3 protein-coding genes are annotated in these 5674 nt (G+C 74.3%); all 3 read right to left on the reverse strand.

Annotated features, from left to right (window positions below; all coding sequences use genetic code 11):
• Positions 1-164: 164 nt before the first annotated feature.
• Positions 165-1232 carry a ParA family protein gene (locus ACFXAM_RS37540; protein WP_376090262.1) on the reverse strand — a complete coding sequence of 356 codons (1068 nt, stop codon included), beginning with the start codon at positions 1230-1232 and terminating at the stop codon, positions 165-167.
• 474 nt (positions 1233-1706) lie between these two features.
• On the reverse strand, positions 1707-2822 hold the full coding sequence (gene ald / locus ACFXAM_RS37545) for an alanine dehydrogenase (RefSeq protein WP_380298295.1): 1116 nt from the start codon (positions 2820-2822) through the stop codon (positions 1707-1709).
• A 260-nt stretch (positions 2823-3082) separates the two neighbouring features.
• Entirely contained in the window at positions 3083-5227 is a 2145-nt protein-coding gene (locus ACFXAM_RS37550; RefSeq protein WP_380298297.1) for a hypothetical protein, read from the reverse strand.
• Positions 5228-5674: the final 447 nt, after the last annotated feature.

The raw sequence follows: 5674 nt of genomic DNA on the forward strand, positions 1-5674 counted from the left end.
ACCGCCGGTGACGTCGGTGCCCTCGGCGTCGTCCGCCTCACCGACGCCGTTGACCGCCCGCGCGGTCTCCGGTCTGGGCGCCTCGGCGGCCGGACGCGACGCGAGGGACGGCGACAGCGCCATCCCGCCGGTGGTCCGGAACAGCTCGTCGGCACCCGGGAGACTCACTCGGCGGGGCGGCACCGGTCGAGCACCTCCCTGGCGAGCTGGCGGTAGGCGGCGGCGCCGACCGAATTGGTCGCGTACGTCGTGATCGGTTCGCCGGCGACGGTGGTCTCCGGGAAGCGCACGGTCCGCCCGATGACGGTGTGGAAGACGTGGTCGCCGAACGCCTCGACGACGCGCGCCAGCACCTCGCGGCTGTGCACGGTGCGCGAGTCGTACATGGTGGCGAGGATGCCGTCCAGCCGCAGCTCGGGGTTGAGCCGCTCGCAGACCTTCTCGATGGTCTCGGTGAGCAGCGCGACGCCGCGCAGCGCGAAGAACTCGCACTCCAGCGGCACGATGACGCTGTGAGCGGCCGTCAGCGCGTTGACCGTCAGCAGGCCCAGCGAGGGCTGGCAGTCGATGATGACGTAGTCGTAGTCGGGCAGCAGCGGCTTCAGGGCGCGCGCCAGCGCGGACTCCCGGGCGACCTCGCTGACCAGCTGCACCTCGGCGGCGGAGAGGTCGATGTTGGACGGCAGCAGGTCCATGCCGGGCACGGCGGTCTTGAGCAGCACCTCGTCGGCCGTCAGCCCGCGCTCCATCAGCAGGTTGTAGACGGTGACGTCGAGTTCCATCGGGTTGACGCCGAGGCCGACGGAGAGGGCACCCTGGGGGTCGAAGTCGACGAGCAGCACGCGGCGGCCGTACTCGGCGAGCGCCGCGCCCAGGTTGATGGTCGACGTGGTCTTGCCGACGCCGCCCTTCTGGTTGCACATCGCGATGATCTGCGCGGGGCCGTGCTCGGCCACCGGCGCGGGGATCGGGAAGTAGGGCTGGGGGCGCCCGGTGGGGCCGATCCGCTCGCGGCGCTGGCGGGCGGCGTCGGGGGCGAGCGTGGCCGCGTACTCCGGGTCCGGCTCGTACTCGGCGTCGGGGTCGTCGTAGGCGCCGTAGGCGAACTCGCCGTAGGCCAGGCCGTGGGCCGGCAGTTCGGCGTCGTAGTCGGTCACCGTGGTCACCTGTGCTGTGTTCTGGCGTGCTTCGAAAGTACGGAGAGCGACCGAGCCGACCTCGGCCGAGCCCACGGAGGGCTGCCTGGCCCCGGACTCCTCACTCGGCTGGCCGGCGGTGTGCGCCGCCAGTCCTGGCTGACCACCCCCGGGAGCAAATGTCGACTCATTCACAAGTCGTCTTACCTCCTTGGGCATCCAGGACTCTATGTCGATTCGTCAGCGTGGCAGCATGCCGACGGTTTGCGACTCTAGGCCGTTCAAGGCGTTCGCAGCAACACAATCCACGGTAGTGGGCAGGATGTGTCGACGATCGGGCGACCCTCTGTCAAGGGATCCGAGGCGCCCTGACTCCGGGCTTTCCGGGGTCGGGTGATACGACCGACGGAAATTGACGACAGAGCGACCCGCACCCTCCGCCCCCGATGTCATCACCGGATTCACCCCTCGTTCACACGGCGGCCGGGCGCCCTCGGTGACCCCCCGTGCACGGGCACGGCGAAGCCCCCGGCCCGGAGGAAACCGGGCCGGGGGCAACGCACGTCACACTCAGGCGAGCACGGACTCCAGGGAGACCGACTCCAGGCCGAAGGCCTCGGCGACGGCGGCGAAGGTGATCTGGCCCTCGTGCACGTTCAGGCCCTTGGCCAGCGCGGCGTCGCGGCGCAGCGCCTCCTTCCAACCGCGGTTGGCCAGCTCGACGACGTACGGCAGCGTCGCGTTGGTCAGCGCGTAGGTGGAGGTGTTCGGGACGGCGCCCGGCATGTTGGCCACGCAGTAGAAGACCGAGTTGTGGACCTTGAAGGTCGGGTCGGCGTGCGTGGTGGCGTGCGAGTCCTCGAAGCAGCCGCCCTGGTCGATGGCGATGTCGACGAGCACGGAGCCCGGCTTCATGCGGGAGACCAGCTCGTTGGTGACGAGCTTCGGGGCCTTGGCGCCCGGGATCAGCACGGCGCCGATGACCAGGTCGGCCTCGACGACGGCCTTCTCCAGCTCGAAGGCGTTGGACATGATGGCCTTGATCTTCGTACCGAAGATCTTGTCGGCCTCGCGCAGCTTGTTGATGTCGCGGTCCAGCAGGGTCACGTCGTAGCCCATGCCGATGGCGATGGTGGCCGCGTGCCAGCCGGAGACGCCGCCGCCGATGACGACGGCCTTGGCCGGGTGGGTGCCGGGCACGCCGCCGGGCAGGGTGCCGCGGCCGCCGGCCGGACGCATCAGGTGGTACGAGCCGACCTGCGGGGCCAGGCGGCCCGCGACCTCGGACATCGGGGCGAGCAGCGGCAGGGCGCCGTTGGCGAGCTGCACGGTCTCGTACGCGATGGCGGTGGTGCCGGAGGCGAGCAGCGCGTCGGTGCCGGGCCGGTCGGCCGCCAGGTGGAGGTAGGTGAAGAGGGTCTGGCCCTTGCGCAGGCGGTGGTACTCCTCCGCGATGGGCTCCTTGACCTTCAGCACCAGGTCCGCGGTGGCCCACACCTCGTCGGCGGTGGGGAGGATGGTGGCACCGGCGGCCACGTACTCCTCGTTCGGGATCGAGGAGCCGACACCGGCGTTGTCCTCGATGTAGACCTCGTGTCCGTTGCGGACCAGCTCATGCACACCGGCAGGCGTGATGGCCACGCGGTACTCGTGGTTCTTGACCTCGCGGGGGATGCCGACCTTCACGGCTAAACACGTCCTCTTGCCATGGGGGTCCCTACCGGAGAAGACCGGCGGGCGACGCGCACGGGGGGAAGCCTCCGGAAGACACCGGGGCACGGATCGCTGCGCGACTGAGTTCGAGTGTAATGAAGCCCAGGCGGCCTGTCAGCCTTCCAAAGTGAATAAATCTGCCGGAGACATTGGCAGGTTCGTAGGCTTCCCGCGTGATCTTCCTGCCAAAGGGCACCGTCCGGGCATCTTCGACAATACTCCCGAAACGCCCGCTACCACCCGGCCAGGACGCGTTCCCGCAGGTCCGCGAGGGCGCCGCCGACGGCCTCCCGGCCGCGCTCGTCGCCGATCCGGCGCAGCACCGCGAGGGACGCCCGGTACTCCCGCTCGGCCTCCTCGAAGCGGCGCTGGGCGGTGTGCGCCTCGGCGACCCGGGCCAGCAGCCGGGCCTCGGCGGCGTGGTCCCCCATCGACTGCCGCAGGCCCAGCGCCCGGCCGTACCAGTCGGCGGCGCGCACCGCGTCCCCGAGCGCCCGGTGGCAGCCCGCCGCGCCCTCCAGCGCGCGGGCACAGAGCGCCTCGTCGTCGGCGCCCCGGGCGTGCTCCAGGGCGGCCCGGTAGCGGCCCAGGGCCGGTTCCCAGCGGCCGGCGGCGGCCTGGAGGTCCCCCAGGTTGAGCAGCGCGGCGGAGGCCCGGCGCGGGCGGCCGTGCCGCTCGGCCACGGTCAGCACCAGCTCGTGCAGCTGGAAGAGGTCGGCCGGGGCGGCGGCGCCGGTCAGCGGCAGCGCCCGCAGCAGCGCGGTGACCAGCCGGCCGGCCGAGCCGTCGAGGTCGCCCTGGCCGATCGCGTCGGCGACCGCGCCGAGCAGCAGGTCGCGCTCGCCCAGCAGCCACTGCCGGGCGTGCGCGGCGGACCTCAGCCGCAGCGGGCCGGGCAGCGGGTCCGGTCCGGGGCCGGCGGCGGGGTCCAGCAGCGCCCGGGCGGACTCGGCGAGCCGGACCAGCCGCTCCAGCAGCCGGGCCCGGGCCAGCTCGATCTCGGCGGGCCGGTCGTCCCGCTCGCGCAGCCGCACCAGCCGGGGGTGCAGCCGGCCGGGGACGCGGTAGCGGGCGGTGCCGTCGGGGGCCGGCGGCTCCTCGGTGAGCAGCTCCCGCTCGGCGAGCGCGGCCAGCGTCCCGGCGGCCTCCGGGGCCGGGCAGCCGACCAGCGCGGAGGCGGTGCGCAGGTCCGCGCACTGGGCGGGGGCCAGGGTGAGCGCGCGCAGCATCCGCGCCTGCGCGGCGGACAGGCCCGCGTAGGCGAGGGTGAAGGCGCCGACCAGCGGGTCGTTGTCCGGCACCGGGACGGGCTCGGCGGGCTCCGGTGCGGGCCGCACCCAGGCGGCCGGGTCGCGGGCCGGCTCGGCCGGGGGCGCCGCGACGGGCTCCGGCCCGGTGGCCTTCGGGGCCTCCGCCTTCGGGGCGGCCGGGCCGCTCCCCTTCCTCTTCTTCTTCGCCGGCACCGCGTTCGCGGGCCGCGCGGCCGGCGCGGGCTTCGCCTCCTCGACGGGCTTGCCCGCCTTCGCCTCCGCCCCGGCCCCGGCAGTGGCCGTGGCAGCGGCGGCGGAGGCCTCGGCGACGGCCCGCGGCGCGGAGGCCTCGGCGACGGCCCGCACCAGTTCCTTCGCCGCCTCCGTCACCGCCAGCTCGGGAGTGCCGCGCAGCCGCCCCGCCATCAGCCGCAGCGCCGCCGGCTGGGAGCCGCAGGCCTCCGCCAGGTCCGCCCCGCCGACCGGGTCGCAGCCGATCCTGGTCCCCCCGACCAGGTCGCCGAGCAGTTCGAGGGCCGCCGGACGGTCCAGCCCGCCGAGGATGACCGGGTCGATGTCCTCGATGCCGGTGAGCGGTCCGGCGGTGGTGGCGAGCACCAGGCAGCCCGGCTCGTCCGCGAGCAGCGGCCACAGCTGCCCGGCGTCCCGGACGTCGTCCAGCAGCAGCAGGGCCCGCCGCCCGGCCAGCGCCGCGCGCAGCGCCACGCAGGCCGGATCGTCCCGGCCGTCCTCGACGGCACCGGGCAGCGGGACGCCGGCGGTGTCCACGCCGAGCTGTTCCATGAGCCGGCGGGCGACCCGCGCGGGCGGCACCCGGCCGCCGTCGGGGGCGGACAGCCGGGCGAAGAGCACGCCGTCGGGGTACTGGGCGGCCACGGTGACGGCGAACCGCACGGCCAGCGCGGTCCGGCCCGAACCGGGCCGGCCGGCCAGCACCAGGACGGTGCTGCGGCCCTCCGCCGGGCGCGCGGCGGCGGCCCGGAGCGCGGCCAGCTCGGTGCGCCGGCCCACGAACAGGGCGGGGCCGGCCGGCAGCCGGTCCAGCCCGGGAACGCGCTCGGCGGACGCGCCGGCCCCGGCCTCCATCGTCACCGTCTTCCTAGCCACCCGTGCCACTCCCGACCTCGCCCGCACTCCCGGAGGCGGCCCGCAGCGGACGCCCCGTCTGCGAAGCGTAGTTCGGCGACCCGCTCCGGCCGAGGTGACATCCGGTCGTACGTATCGGCAAATCACCCCGCCGGCCGAAGCCCGACCCGGAACCGCCGGCCCGACCCGGGGCGCGGCCCCGCGAGCGAACAGCACACGCGCACCGATGCCGCCCACCCGAGCACCCCCGCGAGCGAGCCGAAGGGGCGCGCCGGTGCCGAAAGCGAGGAGCGACCATCGACCGACGAAGGAGGGAGTGCCGGAGCGACGAGCGTCGGCACCGGCACGAGGCGCCCCGGAGGCGAGCCGAGCCCTAGAAGGCTGATGAAGATGTTGGGTTCTGGCCCCACTGCGTGAGCGGTGGGGCCAGACTCGTTTCCGTGGCGATGGGGGAATGGGCCGGGGAGA

This window comes from Kitasatospora sp. NPDC059462 (genome assembly GCF_042749955.1).
Taxonomy (GTDB): Bacteria; Actinomycetota; Actinomycetes; order Streptomycetales; family Streptomycetaceae; genus Kitasatospora.